Annotated in this window: 14 protein-coding genes; 2 read left to right on the forward strand and 12 right to left on the reverse strand. The window is 59.2% G+C overall.

What is annotated here, in order from left to right; all coding sequences use genetic code 11:
* Positions 1-145: 145 nt before the first annotated feature.
* From IV454_RS26655 to IV454_RS26710, 12 genes are all read right to left on the reverse strand, one after another.
* Entirely contained in the window at positions 146-499 is a 354-nt protein-coding gene (locus IV454_RS26655) for a hypothetical protein (RefSeq protein WP_206088625.1), read from the reverse strand.
* A 3-nt stretch (positions 500-502) separates the two neighbouring features.
* Positions 503-766, reverse strand: a complete 264-nt coding sequence (locus IV454_RS26660; protein WP_206088626.1) for a hypothetical protein — start codon at positions 764-766, stop codon at positions 503-505.
* A 32-nt stretch (positions 767-798) separates the two neighbouring features.
* Complete coding sequence (locus IV454_RS26665) at positions 799-4,029, reverse strand: RHS repeat-associated core domain-containing protein (RefSeq protein WP_307730236.1); 3,231 nt, start codon at positions 4,027-4,029, stop codon at positions 799-801.
* Positions 4,030-4,287: 258 nt separating this feature from the next.
* Complete coding sequence (locus IV454_RS26670; RefSeq protein WP_206092847.1) at positions 4,288-5,670, reverse strand: IS1380 family transposase; 1,383 nt, start codon at positions 5,668-5,670, stop codon at positions 4,288-4,290.
* A 174-nt stretch (positions 5,671-5,844) separates the two neighbouring features.
* On the reverse strand, positions 5,845-6,021 hold the full coding sequence (locus IV454_RS26675) for a hypothetical protein (RefSeq protein WP_206088628.1): 177 nt from the start codon (positions 6,019-6,021) through the stop codon (positions 5,845-5,847).
* Positions 6,022-6,133: 112 nt separating this feature from the next.
* Entirely contained in the window at positions 6,134-7,129 is a 996-nt protein-coding gene (locus IV454_RS26680) for an IS481 family transposase (RefSeq protein ID WP_206088629.1), read from the reverse strand.
* A 108-nt stretch (positions 7,130-7,237) separates the two neighbouring features.
* Positions 7,238-8,461 carry an IS4 family transposase gene (locus IV454_RS26685; protein WP_229521732.1) on the reverse strand — a complete coding sequence of 408 codons (1,224 nt, stop codon included), beginning with the start codon at positions 8,459-8,461 and terminating at the stop codon, positions 7,238-7,240.
* A 261-nt stretch (positions 8,462-8,722) separates the two neighbouring features.
* Positions 8,723-9,244: a hypothetical protein gene (locus IV454_RS26690; protein ID WP_206088630.1), complete on the reverse strand. Its 522-nt coding sequence runs from the start codon at positions 9,242-9,244 to the stop codon at positions 8,723-8,725.
* 1 nt (position 9,245) lies between these two features.
* Positions 9,246-12,839, reverse strand: coding sequence for an RHS repeat-associated core domain-containing protein (locus IV454_RS26695; RefSeq protein WP_206088631.1), 3,594 nt, complete (start codon positions 12,837-12,839; stop codon positions 9,246-9,248).
* 165 nt (positions 12,840-13,004) lie between these two features.
* Positions 13,005-13,394 (reverse strand): hypothetical protein, encoded by a 390-nt coding sequence (locus tag IV454_RS26700; protein ID WP_206088632.1) that lies wholly within the window; start codon positions 13,392-13,394, stop codon positions 13,005-13,007.
* 2 nt (positions 13,395-13,396) lie between these two features.
* On the reverse strand, positions 13,397-17,743 hold the full coding sequence (locus IV454_RS26705; RefSeq protein ID WP_206088633.1) for a restriction endonuclease fold toxin: 4,347 nt from the start codon (positions 17,741-17,743) through the stop codon (positions 13,397-13,399).
* A complete protein-coding gene (locus IV454_RS26710) occupies positions 17,744-18,220 on the reverse strand; it encodes a DcrB-related protein (protein ID WP_206088634.1) in 477 nt (158 codons plus the stop codon).
* A gap of 334 nt (positions 18,221-18,554) precedes the next feature.
* On the opposite strand from IV454_RS26710, the gene IV454_RS26715 reads away from it, so the two are divergent.
* The gene (locus IV454_RS26715; protein ID WP_206088635.1) at positions 18,555-18,989 is read left to right on the forward strand and encodes a hypothetical protein; all 435 of its coding nucleotides are present in this window, start codon (positions 18,555-18,557) and stop codon (positions 18,987-18,989) included.
* Between the two features lie 262 nt (positions 18,990-19,251).
* On the forward strand, positions 19,252-20,301 hold the full coding sequence (locus tag IV454_RS26720) for an NAD(P)-dependent alcohol dehydrogenase (protein WP_206088636.1): 1,050 nt from the start codon (positions 19,252-19,254) through the stop codon (positions 20,299-20,301).
* Positions 20,302-20,356: the final 55 nt, after the last annotated feature.

The following is a 20,356-nucleotide window of genomic DNA, read 5'->3' on the forward strand; positions in this document are numbered from 1 at the left end:
CTCAGTTATTCGCTTGCATTTCCTCCCGATATTATATTACGCACCAGCTTTACTTTCTAGAAAATTAGCAACGAAGTGGCCCGTCCCCTGCGTGAGTCCTTAACAGAAGACTGCCACCATCGTCCACGCTATTCACTTCAACTATCTATGCAATCATGAGCGTTAATCCATCAACAATTGCTTTGCCAACTCCTTCCTTAATTATTTTTACACGCTCCAAAAAATCCTTTGGAAGATGTTTTTTTTCACTTTCCTCAATCCAATACGTCTCAAACACATCAATTTCGTTTTTAAAAGCCACCAGATCATCGCCAAAAAGCGTAAATCCATCATCGTAATCTGCGCTCGCTGTGAAGCTCGAGATTATTGGAAGATTTAATTTACGACCGACGGATTCCCAATAAAAATCTACACTGACTGCCGACCCCAGATATTCATCGAGAAAAAAAATTCCGCTATCAGTTCCATGTGAGATGAAAATATGATATGCCATCATCACTCCTTATTCCTTCATGATAAACACGTTATCTTCGCCTAATATATTTTGAGATTCAATAATCAATTCGCTAAATCTAGCACTGCCCCCCTCTTCAAAATATACTTGGGCCTTCGTTTTTCTTATAATTGCTTCTTCTTTAAGGACTTTCAAAGCATTCTTTGTTTTTACGAGCACTGCTGGATTTGCGTTTTTACCTGGACCACCGACTTGAATCAGCTCTCCAGATTTACCAAAAACGTCTATACCTGATTCACCAAGACGGTTCACTATTGGGGCATCTTCAGTTATCAACTCGCCGTTTACAACGCGCGCTCTTGTCGCAGAACGCCCCCCGTCATCTCGGCCACTCTTAGTTCACGCTGAAGCGCAAGCAACTTCTTAGGGCCTAACCCCGCAGTCGCCCCAATATCGCCATTGGATGTCACAATAAAATCAGGCTTATTCTCCCCGTTACATGCGTCCATTAATCCAAGTGGATCCGTGGAACTCAACGGATTATCCACATACGCATACGGATTCGGCCCACCCGCCAAGCCCAACGGATCCGGCGTCAAATACCGCCCGGTACTCGCATCATAATAGCGATGCCAGTTGTACGCCAGCTTCGACTCGGCGTCGTAGTACTGCCCCTGGAAGCGGATCGGGCAATCGGTCTGGCTGACCGTCGTTTCCTCGATCTCGCCCCACAGATTGCTCCTCGCCTGCCAGGCAATACCGCCATCGGCGTCGATCAGCTCCTTCGGCGTTCCGATATGGTCAAGAACCACCGCATACGTTTTGCTGGTTTCCTTGCCCTTGCGCCGGATCGTCTCGGTCCTGGCGAGCGGCCTGAAACTGTCAGGCTCGTAGTCCCAGGTGGCGCAGATCTCCTCGATGAGGTCCGATCCGCCCTTGCCGTCCGGCTTCCTCCCAAAACGCCTTTCCTCCGCGACCGTGTGGCCATCCCACAGGTATTCCACTTCCGTAAAGCGCGCAGCGCGATCGCTCGGAACCTGCTTTTTGGTCAGCCGGCGGCCCAGGGCATCATACGTATAGTCCCAGGCATCGCCATCGGGCGTGATCACGCGCTTGAGGCGGTTTTCACTGCTCCAGATATAGTGCCAGTGCTGTTGCCGGCCCCAGCGCTTGCCTTCAATACGCGTCGTGACGCGGCCTTCCAGGTCATATTCATACTTGACCTTGCCAGCTTGCATCAGCTTGCCGCGCTGATGGAGGCGTTGTCCCCGCGTGTCGGCGTTGCCGTCGTCGGTGTCGAGCAGCGCTTTTTGCTTGATCGCATCGATCAGATTACCCGCGAGATCATAAGCGTATTGCTCGCCGCCGTTGCCACGGTTCGCTTGGGTCACCCGGCCCACATTGTCGTAACCGATGTCGATGACACCGGCGCTGCGCTCGCCCAGCTTGCGCGGATTGCCGTTGCCATCATAATTGACCGCGCGTTCCTGCAAGGTGCGTGTCTGTCGGCCCTTGTCCGCGGCGATGCCGGTCCATTGCCGGGTCAAGCGGTTGAGCGGGTCGTATTCCTGCTCGATGCGGGCGCCGCCCGGCAATTGCCGCCCTGTTTCACGACCGCCGCTGTCATAAAAAAAGCTGAACATCTGCGCATCGGGCAAGGTCAGTTCAAGCGGCAGGCTGTTGGCGTCGAATTCCCACACGCTGCTGTGTCCGCCAGAGCTGCTGCGCTCGGTGCGCCGGCCCATCAGGTCGTAGCCGCTCACGATGCTGCGGCCATTCTGGGTTTCCCTGATCACGCGCCCCTGTGCGTCGCGCTCGAAGCGGATATCGCTGTCGGCATTGACGGCGCTATCCAGGCGGCCCAGCACATCGTAGGTGTAGCGCGTGCTGCCCTCGCTGGCGACCTGTTCAAGCAACTGGCCCGCGTGATTGCGCAGATAGCGCGTATGCTGGCCCGACGGCGTGCGTTTACCGATCACCAGACCGTCGGCGTCGACCTCGTATTGAACGGTGCGGCCGGCGAAATCGGTTTCCGCGATGACTTGCCCGGTGGCGTTCCGCAGATAGCTCCAGCGCTCGCCCATGGGATTGACAACGGCGCTCAGACGCAGCTCGGTATCGTATTCGTAGCGCGTGACGGCGCCGTTGGCCTCGGTCGTCTGGGTCAGCCGGTCGAATGCGCCATAAGCGTGGCGTGTCACGTTGCCCAGCGCATCGGTGCGCGCGATGCAATTGCCTTCGGGATCATACTTGGCGAGGTGGCGGCTGCCACCCGGCAAGGTGATCTCCAGCGGCAAGCCTTCGACGTTGTAGACGTAATGGCTGGTATGTTGCTGCGGGTCCGTGCGCGCGCTGACCCTGCCGAAGGCGTCGCGCGCGAGCCGGGTCGGGTTGCCCAGCCAATCGGTGACACTGGTCAGCAGCCCGCGCTCATCGTGGGTAAAGGCGGCCTGCGCTCCAGCCGGATTAACGACGCGCAGCACATTGCCCTGCGCGTCATGCTCGAAGCGCGTCCATGCGCCGCTTCCGCCGACCTGGACCAGGTTGCCACGCTCGTCGTAGCCGCGTTCGATGCGCGTACCGTCGGGCGAGGTCACGGCCACCGGCAAGTCGCGCTGGTTGTAGGCGACGACGGTTTCCTTGCCCGACGCATCGATGTGGCCAACCATGTTGCCACGCGCATCATAAGCCCAGCGCAGGACCGCGCCGCCCGGCGTGATGGCCGCGACCAGGTTGCAATGCGCGTCGAAATCGAACTGGCTGACGCCGCCGCGGGCATCGACTTCCTTGATGACCTGGTAATCGTCGTTGTAGTGGTATTCGGTGGCGTGGCCCAGCGAATCGGTATAGGTGTTGACCTTGCGCGCATCGTCGTAGACGAAGCCGCCGGTCATATGGCCGCCCCCGCCCCCGCTGGTCTGTTCGCAGCGCCCCCTGGTGTCGTAGCGGTAGCCGATCCACACGCCGTTGCGGTCCTGCCAGCGGGTCAGGCGATGGGCGCCGTCATAAGTGTATGTCAGCGGCAAACCGCTGCAGTTGACGATGGCCGACAGCTCGCCGTCAGCATGGTAGGTGTAGCTGGCCAGGGTGGTCTGCGCGCCATCCGCATGCAGCAAACTGATGCGGGTAATGGCGTGTTCGCTCGCCTCGACCTTGAGGCGCGTGCCGCCGCTGTGGCGCACCTCGCTCAGCACCGCGCCGTCGTAGATCAGCGCAATCCGGTTCGCGTTGCGGTCCGTGATGGCCGACAAATGCCAATGCGTCGCATCGAGCTGCGCGATCAGGAAGTGGCCGTCGAGCCGGCTCACGCTGTACGCCTGATAGACGCCATGGGTGACCTTGGCGCCGTGCTCCGGCATGTCGAAACGCATCGATGCGCCATCCTCGGCATGGAACACCAGCTCCGCGTCGCCCTTCACTTCGATCCATCGGCCCCAGGTGCTGGCCCATGCCTTGCCAAATAGCGTGCCGCTCGGATTGCCCGAGTTGTGCAGGCGGCGCAGCCCGACGGGCAGCGCGCCCGGCAAGGCGACATCAGTTTGCTTCAGGATGACGTTGCCGGTGATGACGTCGATCTAATGACGTCGATCCGATCGCCGCACTTGCATCGATTACGCGAAGCGGGCTTGACGAGATCAACAACGTTGCTAACCTGAATGTTTCATAAACTGCTGCCGCAGTGCCGGTTCGGCGATCCATGAGCTTCTCGGTGACGATCACGATGTCGCGGGCAATAGCCCGCCTACCCGATCAATCGGCATATCAAATGGAGCGGTATGAGGTTGATGTTGGCGACGGAGTGGTCAATTCTCGGCAGACCGGACGTGTCTTACTCAGGACGAGTTCAAGGACTTGGCGGGCGTTGCCAAATACAGTCTTTCGGTCAACGTCTGCAGCAGATCTCTGACTGGACAGGCACTTGGTAAATGTAGAACGATCTTGTTCTTGCACTGCCTGACCTGCACGGCGATTTTGAACAGTTTGGAAATGACCGTTGATGGCTGCGCCTGCGACAGCGCGGTATGCCGCAGCCCTTCGGTGCGCAGTTGCTGGTGCAGGATGTAGGCCGCCGCGTGCAGCAACAGGCGCATGCAATTGGCGAGAAAGCTGGTGCAGGAGGTACGGTCGGCGGCGAGGTCATCCTTGAGATGCTTGATATAGTTTTCGGCCTGACCGCGCGCGCAATAGATATCCTCGTACAACATACCGGCATCGAGTCCTGGCAGCGAGGTGACGATGAAGCGCGTGTTCTCGCCAAGGGCCATGACCTCGGCCTTGAGCAACACGCGCCAGGCTCTCGGCCAAGAACGCGCCTGGTAAGCAAATTCGTCGAACAGACGCACCGCATTGGGCACCACGTCCTGCGATTGTGCAGCCACCCACCGGTCAATGGCGCGAAGTCTGGTCGGCTCGGCCATCGCAAGGAGCTTGGGGTTGCAGGCGAAACCAAAAATGAAGTCCACGTTCGACATGCTGTCGATCAGGCTCATTAATTCAGGCCCGCTAAAATGTCCGTCGCCACGTACGAGAACATGAGTAGCGGGGAAGTGCTGACGAATCCGCGTCAGAACGCGCCGCATGATCATCGCGTTCTCTTCGCCAAATGGTCGCCTTCCGGGCCGCAGCACCGCCGCGATCAAGCCGCCCGACTGGCCGTCGAAAATCATCAGCGGCAAGTAGCAGGTCGAACCATAGTGGTGGTTGTAGAACGCCAGCGGCTGCTGGCCGTAGCACGCATCCTCGGAGTGATCCAGGTCGAGAATCAAGCTCTTTGGCGGGCTGGAAAAGCTGGCGATGAACTGTTCCACGAGCGCTTCGCTGACGCGGTAGATGTCCTGGCGACTGGCCGCATGTTCGAAGCGCGAGATCGTCGCCCCGGACGCCAGCGCGGCCTCGTCGTCGAACGGCAAACGGGCCGCGCCAAGTTTGAACATCGGGTCGTGGCGCAGGCTGTTCGCGTCATTGCCGTCTTCGTAACCGCAGCCGATCTGGTAGATGCGCTGTGTCAGAAGATCGTGATACGAATGGCTGACGTAACTCTGATGACGGCGGTCAGGCAAGGCCGCAGCGAGGCGCTTGGTCAAGCCAATCTGGAGGTCGACTCCGCGCAGCAAAACTGGACCGAGATCGGACGACAAACCCCCACCGGCGAAATCGGCGCGGACGCTGTGCGCGGGAATGGATGCAAAACGGAGCTGCTCTGGGGTAGAATTCATGTCGGGCAAGGTGGCGTTTTTGTTGACAGGGTAGGTTTCTAGATAACTCCCATTCTATCAATCACTTACGGCATTCTTGCCCTTTTTTATGCAAAATTCAGGCTAAGTAGTCACCGGAAATTTATCGTAAATTCTGCCATAACTTGCCATGATGGAATTAACCTCGTCGAACAGTCACTGCCGGTCAGGCGAGCGAACTCGCGCCAAAAGTACTTGACCTGTTTCCAGAGAATTTCGATGCGGTTCAGCTTGCTGGACGAAATCGAGATTGCGCCAGTCGCGGTTGACCCTGTCATGGATGCCTTGCGCGTTCACGCCGCAAACAGGCCAAGGCAACTGCTTCGCATTCAAGGCGACTCCGTAATCGATCCCCGCTTGGCGGTGTCGAAGTCGACCTTGACCACTTCCCATGGCGATTTCAATCCCGGCGCGGACGTAAACAAGGCTTCAACACCAGCACTCATTATGTGTCAAGACCCGCTTGGTTATATACGCGTTTTAAGAACAGATCCGGCTTTTCTTCATGCCATTTCTTGAGTGCCTGAACCGGCGTTTGATGGTTTAACGCGCGCTGAGGAATGTTGTGGTTGTAAATTTTGGCGTAATTGCGCAGCGTTGCTTCGAGCTCGGCTGCGCAACCAAACCGGGTTTGATTAACGATCTCACTGATGCGGCCATTGAAGCGCTCCACCATGCCGTTGGTTTGCGGGTGGCGTGGCGGAATGAGCCGGTGCTCAATCTTGAGCTGCTTGCAAAGGATGTCGAACACATGCTTGCCACTGGGTATCCGGTTGCCCTCGGCGTCTTTTTTCTTACTAGTAAAACGGTCTGTAAATTGACTGCCGTTATCGGTGAGCAGCTTGACGATCTTGACCGGACAGGCTGCCGTCACCTTCGCCAGGAAATCGACACTGCTGCTGTCGGTCTGATCGGCGTAGATGTCCATGTAGACCCAGCGCGTTGCACGGTCGATGGCAACGAACAAATAGCGACGCGCTGTTTCGTCCGGCATCTGCGGCAAGTACTTGATATCTATGTGTAAAAAGCCCGGCTCGTAGTCCTTGAAGGACTTTTTTTCGACCGGCTTTTCCGGCTCCTGCAGAGCGACGAGGTCACGCAGATCCGACACGCCGTGGCGACGCAGGCAGCGCCCCAGACCGGCTCTGGAGACTGCCGGATTGATGAACTCACGGGTGACCGCCAGCAGGTCGTCAGTGGGCAGCAAGAGCGTCGTGCGCAGCTCCACGACGATGAGTTCTTGCGTCGGCGTGAGCGTCGTGTTCAGCGTGAGCGGACAATGCGAGCGGTCGACAGGACTGTCGCGATCCTGCCACTTGCGAATCGTCTGGCGCGAGACATTGTAGAGCCGGGCAAGCTCGGCCTGGGACAGCGTGGAGGTTCGAATTTCCTCGCGTATCAGATGGGTGGTACGAGCTTGGCTGTGCAGGGCTTGGGTCATGAAATCGGCAGTCGGGTATCGTTGATGAGCAGTGTACGCAAAACGTGCCTGGCTTTGAAGAGCGGCCAGCTACGGATCAATCCTCCCAAGTTAAGGAATGTGCATTGATCAACATGGCTTTTGCGCCATGAATTTGTGCGATTTCGGTCTGGGTTTGCGCGGCTTAGACTGGTTTTCTCGATGAAGGTAAGTGTGTTTTCCAAGTAACTTGAGCACGTCACGCAAGTTCCTGGCGATCTGCCTGCCAAGCAGCAGTGCCGGCATCGCGGGCTTCAGTGCGGTATGGGCGTATGCGTGGTTGATGCGGTCGACCGCGCGCAAGTCGGCCTGGTCATGGGCGGTCAGCGCAGCTAAAGTCTGCAGGTTATCGCACATGATTTTGGCGGCGACATCCTGGACCACGGCCTGCTGCGACAGGCCGGAGACATGCTCCAGGTTGAGGCGGTGCTTGAGCCGCTTGAAGGCTTCCTCAATGCGCCAGCGCTTGTGGTACAGGTCGCCAAAGGCGCTGGCCGGGAAGCGCCCGGTGTCGAACAAATTGGTCATCAGCACGCGTACTTTGCCGTTCGGCGCGACGTGGCGCACCAGGCGAACCTGCTGGGGCGCGCGGTTAAATTCGTAGTCGGCGGCATCGCGCCGCGATGGCGCATTGAGTGTAACCACCTGCTCATCGAGGCCGGAACGTAGAAACGCGCGCACGCAGGCGAAGCCGCCGTCACCGGCTTTTTCCACCCGCATGCAGAACGAGATAGCGCGCTCGTTGAGCAGTGCAACGAGCCAGCACGCTGGATAGCCCCGGTCCAGCAGCAGCAAGTCGTCGCTTGAGAGTCGGTCCAGATGCTGGACCAGCATCTGGCGCTCGCCGCACTCCTCGATGCCGTGCAGCGAGGTCGCCAGCATCAGCTCTGCGCCAGGCAGGAACAGGCCGAAGAGAATTTGGTCGGGCAGCGCGGCGCGCGCGAGGCAGCTGGTGCGCAGGCCGAAACGCACCGTCGAGGCGTCGGCGGCGACCAGGCGCAAGCTACGCCAGCGCGGCACGAACCCATGCTGCTCGGCGCGGGCGACGAGCCAGTCGTTGAGCAAAGGGATGGCGGTCAGGGACAGCTTGGCGCGCGCTTGCGCGAACGCCTGCTCGGACACTGTGCGCAGCAATTGGGCGCGCCCCGCCAGGTGGCCGAAGAACGTGTCGAGTTCGGCCTGAATGCTCATGCGCATGCCGCTCAGCATGAGCGCCACGAGCGACGGCAACGGCAGCTTGCGGCGCCGTGTAAACGCCGTCGGATGCTCGGGATGCCTGGCCGAGTCAAGGAATTCGGGGGACTGTAATCGCACAGCGAGGTCGATAAAAAGTGCAGTAAGAGACATGGTAGCCAGCGAGAAAAAATCTCACTGGCGGCGCAGTTCATAATCTATATGTCAAGCTATTTATCAACTATTCACCATATTTTTTAAGCAAATTCCTTAACTTGGGAGGATTGAGCTACGGATGGGTACATGATCCCACGAGTCCCCACAATTCTGGTGTCCCCAAATCAGAACGGCGGTCATTGCTGTGTGAAAGGATAGAAGTTCGCAAGGAACTTGCATGGTCGGTCAAGTCAATAAATTTACATGGGCAATAATTTTTTTTATTCGCAAAATTTGGTTGTAATTTTCGTATTCGAACGGATGTTCGTCTACTTGTTTTACACAGTGTTCAAAAAGTTTACCCCATGACTTCAGAAAATAATTTTTACTAACCGTGCATTTACAAAAATTCTCGCCCCTTTCACCAACAGGAAGCGGTCCATGCCGCCAATCTGCGCGAATCTCAAGGTCATCGCAGTTCCAGTTTAGTTGCCAATCACAATCGAATTCTTCCTCATGCAAAAATCCCGTATAGTATTCACCTGATTCGAGCCGAATTAACTCTTCAATGATATCGAGAAGATTATCAAGAATATCAGATAAACAATAAGTAAAAGGAAATTTTAAACCAACACCATTCCACTTTATTGTAAAAAAATCGGTGTGATATGAGAAGGTTTTGTCAATAGCGGCCGAAAAATCGTAGACTTGCAGACAATCAGGCGACTGCAGGTCCTTTATATCCACAATATTTATATCCCAAGTCATTTTATGTCTTTATTTTCGTTGTTCGAGGAGTTACAGGATAATTTTTTGGAACGGGAAATGCATGAATACTCCCGCCACCTGCGCCAGCGGGCTGGACCTCGATAAAAATATGGGTAGCGGGCTTAGTCCCTCCAGTCGGAAGATGAAGAATGTTCAAGGTACCTTCTGGAGCTTCAATCACCACTCTTTCTCCAATTGGCAACTTTCTTGCCTCGGCTATGGCATATTCCACATCTGCTTTTGAACCAAATTGCCCTTGCAAATTTCCTTTGGTTCTGGCGCGGTTCTGAGCTTCATTATATCCCCACTTTATACCATGTTGCTTCGCTGGACTATTACTCAACGATGCCTCAGGTCGATATTTTTTACCGGGGAGCGACCCGTCTTCGGTGGTACACACATCCATCAACCCTAGCGGGTCAATAGAACTTAATGGATTATCCACATACGCATACGGATTCGGCCCACCCGCCAAGCCCAACGGATCCGGCGTCAAATACCGCCCGGTACTCGCATCATAATAGCGATGCCAGTTGTACGCCAGCTTCGACTCGGCGTCGTAGTACTGCCCCTGGAAGCGGATCGGGCAATCGGTCTGGCTGACCGTCGTTTCCTCGATCTCGCCCCACAGATTGCTCCTCGCCTGCCAGGCAATACCGCCATCGGCGTCGATCAGCTCCTTCGGCGTTCCGATATGGTCAAGAACCACCGCGTACGTTTTGCTGGTTTCCTTGCCCTTGCGCCGGATCGTCTCGGTCTTGGCGAGCGGCCGGAAACTGTCCGGCTCGTAGTCCCAGGTCGCGCAGATCTCCTCGATGAGGTCCGATCCGCCCTTGCCGTCCGGCCTCCTCCCGAAACGCCTTTCCTCCGCGACCGTGTGGCCATCCCACAGGTATTCCACTTCCGTAAAGCGCGCAGCGCGATCGCTCGGGACCTGCTTTTTGGTCAGCCTGCGGCCCAGGACATCATACGTATAGTCCCAGGCATCGCCATCGGGCGTGATCACGCGCTTGAGGCGGTTCTCGCTGTTCCACACGTAGTGCCAGTGCTGTTGCCGGCCCCAGCGCTTGCCTTCAATACGCGTCGTGACACGGCCTTCCAGGTCGTATTCGTACTTGACCTTGCCAGCTTGCATCAGCTTGCCGCGCTGATGGAGGCGTTGTCCCCGCGTGTCGGCGTTGCCCTCGTCGGTATCGAGCAGCGACTTTTGCTTGATCGCATCGATCAGATTACCCGCGAGATCATAAGCGTATTGCTCGCCGCCGTTGCCGCGGCTCGCTTGCGTCACCCGCCCGACCTTGTCGTAACCGATGTCAATGACGCCGGTACTGCGCTCGCCCAGCTTGTGCGGATTGCCGTTGCCATCGTAATTGACCGCGCGTTCCTGCAAGGTGCGTGCCTGCCGGCCCTTGTCCGCCGCGATGCCGGTCCATTGCCGGGTCAGGCGGTTGAGCGGGTCGTATTCCTGCTCGATGCGGGCGCCGCCCGGCAATTGCCGCCCTGTTTCACGACCGCCGCTGTCGTAAAGAAAGCTGAACATCTGCGCATCGGGCAAGGTCAGTTCGAGCGGCAGGCTGTTGGCGTCGAATTCCCACACGCTGCTGTGCCCGCCAGAACTGCTGCGCTCGGTGCGCCGGCCCATCAGGTCATAGCCGCTGACGATGCTGCGCCCGTTCTGGGTTTCCCTGACCACGCGCCCCTGTGCATCGCGCTCGAAGCGGATGTCGCTGTCGGCATTGACGGCGCTATCCAGGCGGCCCAGCACATCGTAGGTGTAGCGCGTGCTGCCCTCGCTGGCGACCTGTTCAAGCAACTGGCCCGCGTGATTGCGCAGGTAGCGCGTATGCTGGCCCGACGGCGTGCGTTTCCCGATCACCAGACCGTCGGCGTCGACTTCGTATTGAACGGTGCGGCCGGCGAAATCGGTTTCCGCGATGACTTGCCCGGTGGCGTTCCGGAGATAGCTCCAGCGCTCGCCCATGGGATTGACAACGGCACTCAGGCGCAGCTCGGTATCGTATTCGTAGCGCGTGACGGCGCCGTTGGCCTCGGTCGTCTGGGTCAGCCGGTCGAATGCGCCATAAGCGTGGCGTGTCACGTTGCCCAGCGCATCGGTGCGGGCGATGCAATTGCCTTCGGGATCATACTTGGCGAGGTGGCGGCTGCCACCCGGCAAGGTGATCTCCAGCGGCAAGCCTTCGACGTTGTAGACGTAATGACTGGTATGTTGCTGCGGGTCGGTGCGCGCGGTGACGCGGCCGAAGGCGTCGCGCGCGAGCCGGGTCGGGTTGCCCAGCCAATCGGTGACACTGGTCAGCAGCCCGCGCTCATCGTGGGCGAAGGCGGCCTGGGCACCGGCGGGATCGACCACGCGCAGCACATTGCCCTGCGCGTCATGCTCGAAGCGCGTCCACGCGCCGCTTCCGCCGACCTGGACCAGGTTGCCACGTTCGTCGTAGCCGCGTTCGATGCGCGTACCGTCGGGCGAGGTCACGGCCACCGGCAAGTCGCGCTGGTTGTAGGCGACGACGGTTTCCTTGCCCGACGCATCGATGTGGCCAACCATGTTGCCACGCGCATCATAAGCCCAGCGCAGGACCGCGCCGCCCGGCGTGATGGCGGCGACCAAGTTGCAATGCGCGTCGAAATCGAACTGGCTGACGCCGCCGCGGGCATCGACTTCCTTGATGACCTGGTAATCGTCGTTGTAATGGTATTCGGTGGCATGGCCCAGCGAATCGGTATAGGTGTTGACCTTGCGCGCATCGTCGTAGACGAAGCCGCCGGTCATATGGCCGCCCCCGCCCCCGCTGGTCTGTTCGCAGCGCCCCCTGGTGTCGTAGCGGTATCCGATCCACACGCCGTTGCGGTCCTGCCAGCGGGTCAGGCGATGGGCGCCGTCATAAGTGTATGTCAGCGGCAAACCGCCGCTGTTGACGATGGCCGACAGCTCGCCGTCAGCATGGTAGGTGTAGCTGGCCAGGGTGGTCTGCGCACCATCCGCATGCAGCAAACTGATGCGGGTAATGGCGTGTTCGCTCGCCTCGACCTTGAGGCGCGTGCCGCCGCTGTGGCGCACCTCGCTCAGCACCGCGCCGTCGTAGATCAGCGCAATCCGGTTCGCGTTGCGGTCCGTGATGGCCGACAAATGCCAATGCGTCGCATCGCGCTGCTCGAAGCGCAAGCTGGGCTGATGCCGCTGCGCGATCAGGAAGTGGCCGTCGAGCCGGCTCACGCTGTACGCCTGATACACGCCATGGGTAACCTTGGCGCCAGGCTTCGGCATGTCGAAACGCATCGATGCGCCGTCCTCGGCGTGGAAAACCAGCTCCGCGTCGCCGTTTACTTCGATCCATTGGCCCCAGGTGCTGGCCCAGGCCTTGCCAAATAGCGTGCCGCTCGGATTGCCGGAGGTGTGCAGGCGCCGCAGCACGATGGGCAAGGCGCCCGCCAGGGCGAAGTCGGTTTGTTCCAGGATCACGTTGCCGGTGACCACGTCGATCGGATCGCCGCATTTGCAGAGCGTCTCGTCGGGACGCTCCTTGACGGAGTTGAATTTGCTGGCGGCAGGTACGCCGCCCCTGACGAAAGCCATGATCGGCCTCTCGCTTGATCACACGTGTGACTCGTGTCAAGCATGCCGCATCAGAGCAGTCTGCTGGCCGGGCGTCATCACGGAACCGTGACCTGCCCGCGTTTCTGAATCCATTCCAGCCCAAACCGATGGCCAGCTCGGGAACAATCAGTCGCCATTTACGAATTAGTCAATTAACTTCGGCTTTGCAGAGAAACTACGCTTAACGTCCGAAAAGCTACCCTCATTTAACATCCACAATCGAAAATCTTCGCCTTCCTCGTCATCGACAAAAAACGTCCCACATACTTCCAATTCCATCCGCGATATTTTTTCAAGGCAATCTTTAAAAAACTGAGTGGCACGTTCGTTCAGATTGCCCCCGTAAAATACGAGACTAATCCAATTCATTGGCCCAGGAGGGAAAGTCCAGCCATTTTTATACAATTCTGCCTGGCTTTCCGTGAGCGCATAGCCGGGAAAAAGCTTCCAATGCTCATCAATTGTTTTTTTTATTTCAGCTACGTCATCAAAAGAACATTCCAGCCATCCTCTGATTAATGAAAATTTAGCCAAGATCAATCCCCCAATCCAGTAATAACCGTTGCGCCTTTTCCTTCAATATACGCCCTCACCTTTGGATGAACTCCATATTTAAACCAGTACTCCGTACTCTTGCCGATTTCATTTCCGGTTTCAATTGTTTTCTTTATTTGATCTCGCGTCGATTTATTTAAAAACGTTTTTGGGTTCTCAATGGCGGAAGTTGATCGCTTAGCCTGAATTAATTTATCAGAAGTAACAGCATCAATTTCTCTTCCATTGATTACTTCCGACTTTCCACCAGTTTTTGCTCTAATCAAATCCTCATAGTGTATATCCAACGCCTCACGATATTTGCGCTCATCGAACCTTTTTTTTGCATCTTTGGAAAGTTTTAACCCTCCACTGTTGTTATTACATGCGTCCATCAACCCAAGCGGATCCGTAGAGCTGAGCGGATTATCCACATACGCATACGGATTCGGCCCACCCGCCAAGCCCAACGGATCCGGCGTCAAATACCGCCCGGTACTCGCATCATAATAGCGATGCCAGTTGTACGCCAGCTTCGACTCGGCGTCGTAGTACTGCCCCTGGAAGCGGATCGGGCAATCGGTCTGGCTGACCGTCGTTTCCTCGATCTCGCCCCACAGATTGCTCCTCGCCTGCCACGCGATAACGCCATCGGCGTCGATCAGCTCCTTCGGCGTTCCGATATGGTCAAGAACCACCGCATACGTTTTGCTGGTTTCCTTGCCCTTGCGCCGGATCGTCTCGGTCTTGGCGAGCGGCCTGAAACTGTCAGGCTCGTAGTCCCAGGTGGCGCAGATCTCCTCGATGAGGTCCGATCCGCCCTTGCCGTCCGGCTTCCTCCCAAAACGCCTTTCCTCGGCGACCGTGTGGCCATCCCACAGGTATTCCACTTCCGTAAAGCGCGCAGCGCGATCGCTCGGGACCTGCTTTTTGGTCAGCCTGCGGCCCAGGGCATCATAGGTATATTCCCAGGCATCGCCATCGGGCGTGATCACGCGCTTGAGGCGGTTCTCGCTGTTCCACACGTAGTGCCAGTGCTGTTGCCGGCCCCAGCGCTTGCCTTCAATACGCGTCGTGACACGGCCTTCCAGGTCGTATTCGTACTTGACCTTGCCAGCTTGCATCAGCTTGCCGCGCTGATGGAGGCGTTGTCCCCGCGTGTCGGCGTTGCCGTCGTCGGTGTCGAGCAGCGCTTTTTGCTTGATCGCATCGATCAGATTACCCGCGAGATCATAAGCGTATTGCTCGCCGCCGTTGCCACGGTTCGCTTGGGTCACCCGACCCACATTGTCGTAACCGATGTCGATGACGCCGGTACTGCGCTCGCCCAGCTTGCGCGGATTGCCGTTGCCATCGTAATTGACCGCGCGTTCCTGCAAGGTGCGTGCCTGCCGGCCCTTGTCCGCCGCGATGCCGGTCCATTGCCGGGTCAGGCGGTTGAGCGGGTCGTATTCCTGCTCGATGCGGGCGCCGCCCGGCAATTGACGCCCTGTTTCACGACCGCCGCTGTCGTAAAGAAAGCTGAACATCTGCGCATCGGGCAAGGTCAGTTCAAGCGGCAGGCTGTTGGCGTCGAATTCCCACACGCTGCTGTGCCCGCCAGAACTGCTGCGCTCGGTGCGCCGGCCCATCAGGTCATAGCCGCTGACGATGCTGCGCCCGTTCTGGGTTTCCCTGACCACGCGCCCCTGTGCATCGCGCTCGAAGCGGATGTCGCTGTCGGCATTGACGGCGCTATCCAGGCGGCCCAGCACATCGTAGGTGTAGCGCGTGCTGCCCTCGCTGGCGACCTGTTCAAGCAACTGGCCCGCGTGATTGCGCAAGTAGCGCGTATGCTGGCCCGACGGCGTGCGTTTCCCGATCACCAGACCGTCGGCGTCGACTTCGTATTGAACGGTGCGGCCGGCGAAATCGGTTTCCGCGATGACTTGCCCGGTGGCGTTCCGCAGATAGCTCCAGCGCTCGCCCATGGGATTGACAACGGCGCCCAGGCGCAGCTCGGTATCGTATTCGTAGCGCGTGACGGCGCCGTTGGCCTCGGTCGTCTGGGTCAGCCGGTCGAATGCGCCATAAGCGTGGCGTGTCACGTTGCCCAGCGCATCGGTGCGCGCGATGCAATTGCCTTCGGGATCATACTTGGCGAGGTGGCGGCTGCCACCCGGCAAGGTGATCTCCAGCGGCAAGCCTTCGACGTTGTAGACGTAATGACTGGTATGTTGCTGCGGGTCCGTGCGCGCGCTGACCCTGCCGAAGGCGTCGCGCGCGAGCCGGGTCGGGTTGCCCAGCCAATCGGTGACACTGGTCAGCAGCCCGCGCTCATCGTGGGTAAAGGCGGCCTGCGCTCCAGCCGGATTAACGACGCGCAGCACATTGCCCTGCGCGTCATGCTCGAAGCGCGTCCATGCGCCGCTTCCGCCGACCTGGACCAGGTTGCCACGTTCGTCGTAGCCGCGTTCGATGCGCGTACCATCGGGCGAGGTCACGGCCACCGGCAAGTCGCGCTGGTTGTAGGCGACGACGGTTTCCTTGCCCGACGCATCGATGTGGCCAACCATGTTGCCACGCGCATCATAAGCCCAGCGCAGGACCGCGCCGCCCGGCGTGATGGCGGCGACCAGGTTGCAATGCGCGTCGAAATCGAACTGGCTGACGCCGCCGCGGGCATCGACTTCCTTGATGACCTGGTAATCGTCGTTGTAGTGGTATTCGGTGGCGTGGCCCAGCGAATCGGTATAGGTGTTGACCTTGCGCGCATCGTCGTAGACGAAGCCGCCGGTCATATGGCCGCCGCCACCGCCGCTGGTTTGCTCGCAGCGCCCCCTGGTGTCGTAGCGGTAGCCGATCCACACGCCATTGCGGTCCTGCCAGCGGGTCAGGCGATGGGCGCCGTCATAAGTGTATGTCAGCGGCAAACCGCTGCTGTTGACGATGGCCGACAGCTCGCCGTCAGCATGGTAGGTGTAGCTGGCCAGGGTGGTCTGCGCGCCATCCGCATGCAGCAAACTGATGCGGGTAATGGCGTGTTCGCTCGCCTCGACCTTGAGGCGCGTGCCGCCGCTGTGGCGCACCTCGCTCAGCACCGCGCCGTCGTAGATCAGCGCAATCCGGTTCGCGTTGCGGTCCGTGATGGCCGACAAATGCCAATGCGTCGCATCGCGCTGTTCGAAGCGCAAGCTGGGCTGATGCCGCCGCTCGACCAGGAAGTGGCCGTCGAGCCGGCTCACGCTGTACGCCTGATACACGCCATGGGTAACCTTGGCGCCAGGCTTCGGCATGTCGAAACGCATCGATGCGCCGTCCTCGGCATGGAACACCAGCTCCGCGTCGCCCTTCACTTCGATCCATTGGCCCCAGGTGCTGGCCCAGGCCTTGCCGAATACCGTCCCGACCGGATTGCCCGAGGTGTGCACGCGCCGCAGCACGATGGGCAAGGCGCCCGCCAGGGCAAAGTCGGTTTGTTCCAGGATGACGTCGCCGGTGATGACGTCGATCGGATCGCCGCACTTGCATTTCGTCCCGTTCGGACGCTCGTTGACGGGGTTGAATTTGGCGACGCCGGGTACGCCGCCCTTGACGAAAGCCATGGCCGGCGTGGTGGGAGTGGGGATGTACTTGTTGCCGAGCCACGCGCCGCCCTTGGCGCCGGCCATGCCCCCGAGCATGCTGCCGCCCAGCATCATGGCCTTCTGGCCGTCCGACCCCTCGCCGAACATCATTCCGCCGACGTATCCGCCGACTTCCCCACCCAACATGCCGAGCGCCAGCCCGCCGAGGGCGACCAAGGGGCCGGCCAGCACCGTGGCACTGGCCAATCCCGCCACCAGCAGGGTCGTGTGCACCCAGCCCGGTACCTCCGGCTTGATCAGGTCGGGATCGGTAGTGGCCGTCGCGCCGCCGACGAAGACGTTGGGGGAGCCGGCATGGATCTTCGCGCTGCAACTGATCATGTCGCCGACGCGGGCGAAGGGCTGGCCGTTGACGAACACGGTGGACGAGCCTTGCACGACCAGCTGGGGAGCCGGTCCATGGGTGGCGCAAAGGGCGGTGGAGAGGTGGGCTCGCGCGACCTGCTTGCCATTCGCAAAGACGTTCAGCGAGCCGGTCTTGACCGCCCCGGTCAGGTTGGCGCCAAAGACCTTGTCGGTCACATTCATCGAACCGACCACTTCCCCGACGCCGGCGGCGCCGGCCGTGACGGCCACCGCCCCGGCCACCGCCACCAGCGCCAGGCCGCCGGTGGCGATGATGGCGGCACCGACCAGCGCGCCGATCACCAGGCCGGCGATCAATCCGCCCATCGCATGACTATGCGCGATAGGATCGTCGACACGTCCGGCCGCCGCGCCCAATCAGGACTCCTGCACGGCTTGGGCTGCGGCCGGCACCGGCGCATGCAGGTGCATGCTGCCGAGCATGGTATCGAACGCCGTATTCCACTCATCCTTGAAGGCACCGTGACTAGTGCCGGTCAACAGCAATGCCTTGCTGCGGTCAGCGCTGGCGGCCTGGACAAAGACGGCGACCTGGCGCTGGTGCATCTCGCTATCGCCATTGCGCCAGGTGTAGTGCAATTGAACCGCTGCCGAGCCGTCCACGGTCAGGTCGCGCTTGCCGAGCAGTTCGAATTTCGGCAACGCCTTGCGCAGCTCGCTTGCAAGGCGAAGGGCGAAGGCGTCCACCGTGGTCTCGGTGAAGTCTTCGGCGCGCGAAATGACGAACGAGAAATCGCTCGGGCCGTTATCGTTGATGATGAATTGGTTGACCGTGCGGTCTTTCAGATCAGGGTGAAGGTCGAAGCTCGCTTCGTCGAGATTGTATTGGCTCATTGCTGTGACTCTCGTTGGTGAAATCGGAGGGAAACAAAATCGGATCGGCGCATCATGCGGCCAGCGACCGGCGCGCGGTGGCAGGCGTCATCGCCCATTCGCACCGCGGCTGTCATTTGCGTTGCGCCGCGAAACCGGATCATGGCGCTGCCAATACCTGAAAACGTTTCTAAAAAGTCATGCATCATACCCTTGAACCAAAATAATGTCGATATGTTAATTCCCTCCAGCTTGCGCGCGCAGGCCGGCAAAGGTGGTTTAACACCCCAAGCCCAGTATGAATTCCAGCTCAACGGTTTAAAGCTGATAATGTGACCCTTGGCGCTGCGATGCCATGACGAAGCAGCCACCACCCGAGAACCAATCAAAGAGGAATCCGTCCGCCGAAATCCCCCCGACCACCGCGCCGGACGGCCCCCGCTACTTGCCCTGGTACATACATGTCGGCACGATGATGTCGATGCTGGTCTGCGTGTACGTCGTGCATATCCGCTTTGGGCCGACGATCTATTTCGTGCTCGGGTCGGCGATCGGCCCTGCCATCTTCCTTGCCGTGGCGGGCAAGGGAAACCGTTTGCTGTTCTCGGGCCTCATCGTCCTTCTCAACGCGCTGGCGTACATCGGCGTCGTCTCCGGCATCGCTGCGACAATCAACTTCATGGACGCAGGCATCGTCGAAGGACTGATCGCCTGCATCCTGGTGCCGGTATTGCCGGCCGCGCTGTTGTGGCTTGCGCACAAGGCCAATCTGCGCCGCCGCTCAACCTAAAGGCTGGCAAAGCCAACGTCGCCCAACAGGCCGTCGTCCACCGCGACGGGTTTGCAAGACTTGCCAGGCTATGCGGTTCGTGCAGTCCGGCCGGAATGCTGCGCAGCGCGTATATTGTTCTTGTAGCAGATCCGCAGACTGCACCAGCTAGACGAAACGCACAGGTGCGAACATCTTTTCGCGCGCGACCCACCCTGCCAAGGTCGAGCGAGGCCGCTTGATGCATCAACCATCCCATCTCATCCATATAGGATTTTCAACCATGACACTCGCACGAGGCTATGCGGCATTGGCCGCCAAGGAAAAACTGCTTCCCTTTTCATTCGAGCGGCGCGCGCCGCATGCCGACGATGTCGCCATCGACATCAAGTTCTGCGGCGTCTGCCATTCGGATATCCACCAGGCGCGCGACGAATGGGGCGGTGCGACCTTCCCCATGGTGCCGGGCCATGAAATCGCCGGCGTCGTGACGGCCATCGGCGCCAACGTGACAAAATTCAAGGTGGGCGATCATGTCGGCGTCGGCTGCTTCGTCGATTCCTGCACCAAATGCGGCACCCGCCATGTCGATCTGGAGCAGTACATGCCTGGGCTGGTCCAGACCTACAACAGCGTCGAGGCCGACGGGGTCACGCCCACTTTCGGCGGCTATTCCAACCACATCGTGGTCAAGGAAGGCTACGTGCTGTCGATCCCGGACAATCTGCCGCTGGACAAGGCCGCACCGCTGCTGTGCGCCGGCATCACCCTGTATTCGCCGCTGAACCACTGGAAAGCCGGTCCCGGCAAGAAGGTCGCCATCATCGGCCTGGGCGGCCTTGGCCACATGGGCGTGAAGATCGCTCACGCGATGGGCGCCGAGGTGACGGTGCTGAGCCAGTCGCTCGCCAAGAAGGAAGATGGCTTGCGTTTCGGCGCCGCCAGCTATTACGCGACCAGCGACAAGGATACCTTTACCAAGCTGGCCGGCCAGTTCGACCTGATCATCAATACGGTCGGTGCGGCCGTCGACTGGAACGATTACATCGGGCTGCTGAAAATCGACGGCACCATGACCCTGGTGGGCGTGCCCGATGCGGCAACGCCGCCGGTCAATGCCTTCAAGCTGATCGGTGCGCGCCGCAGCCTGGCCGGCTCGATGATCGGCTCGATCAAGGAAACCCAGGAGATGCTCGACTTCTGCGGCAAGCACAATATCAGCGCCGATATCGAAATCATCGATATCGCGATGATCAACGAGGCGTTCGAGCGCGTCGTCAAGAGCGATGTGCGCTACCGTTTTGTCATCGATATGCAATCGCTGCCGGCGTAACTGTCAGCGCTGCCCGGATATCAGAAAAACTGGCGCCAGTCCGGACAGCGCTCCG

The organism is Massilia antarctica, assembly GCF_015689335.1.
Classification (GTDB): Bacteria; Pseudomonadota; Gammaproteobacteria; order Burkholderiales; family Burkholderiaceae_D; genus Telluria_A; species Telluria_A antarctica.